Below are 4,363 nucleotides of genomic sequence, written 5' to 3'. Positions count from 1 at the left end.
TCGTACTCCGCAGTGGACGGCCTCGGACAAGAGCCCCGGCAGTTTCGATCAGCCTGCATGAAGCCACGCGGCGACGGACCTGTCGAAGTCCGTTGCCGTGTGCTGGAAAGACGCGGTCAGTACGAGAGGTCCGTTGTGCGCCCGAGAGCGGACCTTTGGCCAACACGGTCGCAATAGCGGCTATGGGTCGTGAAGAGTCCTTCGCCGCTTAATCACGCCCCCCATGCGGAGGACCGGCGTGCTGAGCTCCGCGCCCTGATCGACAATGCGTCGCAGTGCTGTCGGCGAATCGCGCAAGGAGAGCGAAACTTACTTGAGTCGACTGCAATCGCTCCTGTGCTAAAGGCTGAGATCGGCAGCGCCGGCAGCGCGATGCCGCGCAGCCTTCGGCGAAGACGTCCGCGAGCAAGGTTCCGTTACGTTTGACGGCATTTCCGCCGACCCGTGCAAGCGGAGTTCTGCCGCCAAGGCGGCGGGTTGGCCCGTATTGCCAAGGCCATTGGGCGACCGCATTTCCGCTTTCGCCTCAAGCCCCGCGGTCTTGCGGGAGGAACCGGAGCGTTACTCGGCTGGATGGTCGAGGAGCAAGCCATCGAACGCACATTCCAGTCTGGCAGAGAACAGCTCACAGTCATGTTCCTACATCGATTTCCACTGGAATGAAAAAGTCACCGATTTTGTGCTCCACGAATACATCGGCACTGCACAGTACTTGTCTATAACGCGCTGGGCTGTTTCCCCTATAAAAACCTTCCCTTTTAACAGGGCTGGAGTTGGCTCTGGCAACCAACTGACCGTACAGCCGGCGATCGTGCCGGCGCCGGTGGAAAACGCACAACGTGCGCCACAGAAATCCGCGTAGAAGTGAGCCGTGCAATTAATCCATCACGGTGAGTTAGCCGAGTTCGGATGCGGCTCAGTATGCGGCCTGGGTGCGTGAGTGGCTTCGGTGATCCGGATCGACGCAATTTGGCTGGCGACCGAGCCGCTGGATATGCGTGAGCCGCACCCTTCCGAGCACCGGCGCGCTGCGAGAATCATCGAGGTGCTCAGGACAACGAAACGTCGCGCGTTTCGCGCACTAGCGCGACAGCAATGAGGCTGACTACGGCAGCGACCGACACATATCCGCCTACCCAGGAGAGGCCACCGCGCGCAGCCAGCGTTTGGGCGATGTACGGCGCGATCGAAGCGCCGAGAATCCCGCCGAGGTTGTATGCCACGCCTGCTCCGGTATACCGAACACTCGTGGGAAAGAGTTCCGGCAGCAGAGCGCCCATCGGCGCGAACGTGACGCCCATTAGAAAAAGCTCAAGGCTCAGAAAAAGGACGACCAACGGCGCGGATCCGCTGCCGACGAGCGGCGCCATCGTAAATCCCGAAGCGACCGCAGCGACAATGCCCGCGATTAGCACTGGACGGCGGCCGAATCGGTCGCTTGCCCAGGCTGCCAGCGGCGTTGCCAGCGCCATGAAAAGGATGGCGAAGCAGAGCATCCCCAGAAAGCTCGGACGCGAGAAGTGTAGCGTGGAGACACCGTATGAGAGCGTGAAAACGGTGGAGATGTAAAAAAAGGTGTAGCAGACGACCATCGCAAGCGCGCCGAGAAGCGTCGGCGCGGCATGATGCCTTATAAGCGAGATAAGGGGTGTGCGCACGCGCTCCCGACGCTCGATGGCCGCCTTGAATGCGGGCGTTTCCGCGATTCTAAGCCGCACATACAGGCCCAGGGCCACGAGGGCTGCGCTCAGCAGGAACGGCACGCGCCATCCCCAACTGCGAAACTGTACGTCCGATAGCGTGAGCGCGAGCCCAAAGAATAGGCCGTTCGACGCGAGGAACCCAACCGATGGACCCAATTGCGGAAACATGCCAAACCACCCGCGTCGTCCGGGCGGTGCATACTCGGCGGCAAGGAGCGCTGCGCCACCCCATTCGCCACCGAGCCCAATTCCTTGCCCCAGACGCAATATGCACAGCAATGCGGGCGCAAGACCACCGATATGTTCATAGCCGGGCACAAACCCGATAAGCGTCGTTGAAAGCCCCATCACCAAAAGCGAGGCGACCAGCGTCGACTTGCGGCCTATGCGGTCACCGAAATGCCCGAAGAGAAATGAGCCGATTGGCCGCGCAACAAAAGCAAGGCCAAAAGTGACGAAGGCGGAAAGCGCCTGAGCCGTCGCTGAGCTGCGTGGGAAGAACACCGGACCGATAACCAGCGCGGCAGCGGTGGCGTAAGCGTAGAAATCGTAGAACTCGATCGCAGTGCCTATGAAGCTAGCGAAGATTATGCGCCAACTGGATGCATTCGCCGCGCCGGTAAGCGGTGCCACTGCGAGTGATGATGAGGGAGATGACATGCTGTTTTCCGTTTGCGTCGTGACGCGCGGCAAAGTAGGGCGACTCGCGCGCAGGCGCAGGCCGGGTGCATCAGTGTCTTCGATAGCACTAGTTAAAAAGCGTCGTCATCAGAACGATGCACCGGAGCACGGCGTTGAAGGCCCCAAAAGCCAAGAAAGATGTAAGCCGTAAGTTGCCGCCTGTTCGATCATCATCGAACTCTCCAACTCTGAAATGTCTCAAGATCAGTCAACAAGAATGGGCGGCATGAATGCCGTATGTTGCTCTATTTCGCTCCGTCCTGACTATGCCGTTACGTCATAGGCGATATGACGTTATGTTGTCGCCGGCATGGCGGCCGTGCCCCATAATGTGGAAATCGACGCACGGCGGAAAGAGCCTTGTCGGTGACGCTGGTGCGTACTATGCAGCCCTCGACAAGCGGGTTGGTGATTGTGTCGCAAACGGCGCCCGATCAAAACAGTGACGTCGTATTGCCAATCATCCTCACTTTCCTATAAATCACATGGAACGATCCCGCGATCCCGTGTTTTTTAAGCTAATGGCGGACAGCTTTGCTCGTCTACTGGGTGACGAACTGGTCCCCGGTGAGATGACCGCTGAGGCAGCGGCTCGCTGGCTTTACGAAGATGCACCCTTTGCGGTACTTGCGCACAGTCCGGAGGATGATCCGCGCTTCATATATGGCAACTTGGTCGCGCAAAAACGGTTCGAATACTCTTGGGACGAACTCGTACGTTTGCCTTCACGATTATCTGCCGAAAAACAGGATCGGCTCAAGCGGCAAGATCTTATGGATAGCGTGAGACGGATTGGCTATTTGCGTGGCTATCAAGGACTCCGGATCTCGAAATCTGGTCGTAGATTCATGATCGAGGACGTGACTCTGTGGCGGCTTGTCGATGTCGATGGCCTTGTTAAGGGCGAGGCAGCCAGGATTTCTCGAACGACCGACCTGTGAATCCGTGCGCAACCACGATTGTGCGCTTAGTGCATTTAATTCAAATGCCACTTTTGACGAGTACCTGCAGGCATGTTCGCTGACGGATAAAGTCGACTTAACCAACTCGGATCTCCCTAATAGTGCGCCAGTGCTTTGCTTGACATCATCTTTCCCAAAGCCAAATGGTCGATTTTTGGGCTGAGCCTCGCGCCGGCCGGCGGCAAGGCAGCCGATTAGCGAGACTTATCGCGCACCCGGCTACTTCGAATTGGCCGGACCGCCCTCTGCACCGCCATACTTCTCTCCGAGGTGTCCGACCTCACGTCCAGCGAGAAAAGTGCTGATCGCCTCGTAACGAACCCGCTCACCCGTTCGGCGAGCGCCAAATCGGCGCTGTTACGCTCATGCACGGCACAAACGAAAAGCGGAGCTTTGCCTGACGGCAGCGGAATGAAGTGGTGGCGAAGTTGTTTTGAAAAACTGATTTCTTTCTCGCATCTTGTCTTCAAGATCGCTGCTGCTCATGTCCCAATGTGAACCGATTGTTATTTACTACGACGGCTCTGACGAAGCCAAATGCGCACTCGTCCGTACCAATGATCTGGCGATGTCGCGCGGTACCGACGTGCACGTACTAACCGTCGTTGATATTAAGTCCGCAATAGCGTGGGGTTCGGGGGTGCTTTCTGAGATCGCGTATCGCGACATGTTGGACGCAGCGTGGTGCAACGTCGAGGAAGCCGTGGCTCAGTTGAGGGACAACGGGACCGTCGCAAAGGGCTACGTTGCCCATGGCAGTGTCATCGACTGCATCGGCCGGCACGCGGCTCTTGTTAACGCTAAAGCGATCGTTGTCGGTTATGTAAATGCATCTCCGTCAAAATGGTGGTTTGGCAGGAAACCTGCGCTTGACGGGCTGCTTATGAGAGCCGGCGGACGTTCAGTAATAGTCGTGCCTGTCAAATGACCGCGACTCCATCCGTACTCCAGCGCATCATCCACCATATTCCTGACGATGAGGGCACGCGGGAAAAGTCCATGGCACATTGCCTGAAC

General features: G+C 57.9%; 3 protein-coding genes. 2 read left to right on the top strand and 1 reads right to left on the bottom strand.

What is annotated here, in order from left to right; genetic code table 11:
• Positions 1–1,049 precede the first annotated feature (1,049 nt).
• Complete coding sequence (locus VL598_RS08515; protein ID WP_325326270.1) at positions 1,050–2,363, bottom strand: MFS transporter; 1,314 nt, start codon at positions 2,361–2,363, stop codon at positions 1,050–1,052.
• A 506-nt stretch (positions 2,364–2,869) separates the two neighbouring features.
• On the opposite strand from VL598_RS08515, the gene VL598_RS08510 reads away from it, so the two are divergent.
• Complete coding sequence (locus VL598_RS08510) at positions 2,870–3,325, top strand: MEKHLA domain-containing protein (protein ID WP_325326269.1); 456 nt, start codon at positions 2,870–2,872, stop codon at positions 3,323–3,325.
• 505 nt (positions 3,326–3,830) lie between these two features.
• A complete protein-coding gene (locus VL598_RS08505; protein WP_325326268.1) occupies positions 3,831–4,274 on the top strand; it encodes a universal stress protein in 444 nt (147 codons plus the stop codon).
• Positions 4,275–4,363: the final 89 nt, after the last annotated feature.

The sequence above is a fragment of the Trinickia sp. genome (genome assembly GCF_035492435.1).
GTDB lineage: Bacteria > Pseudomonadota > Gammaproteobacteria > Burkholderiales > Burkholderiaceae > Trinickia.
Note: the sequence above shows the minus strand (reverse complement) of the source record. Positions and strands in the feature narration are given on the sequence as shown.

Excerpts from the sequence above, each read along its gene's own strand:
- VL598_RS08515 (WP_325326270.1), bottom strand. The coding sequence starts at position 2,363 with ATGTCATCTCCCTCATCATCACTCGCAGTGGCACCGCTTACCGGCGCG.
- VL598_RS08510 (WP_325326269.1), top strand. The coding sequence starts at position 2,870 with ATGGAACGATCCCGCGATCCCGTGTTTTTTAAGCTAATGGCGGACAGC.
- VL598_RS08505 (WP_325326268.1), top strand. The coding sequence starts at position 3,831 with ATGTCCCAATGTGAACCGATTGTTATTTACTACGACGGCTCTGACGAA.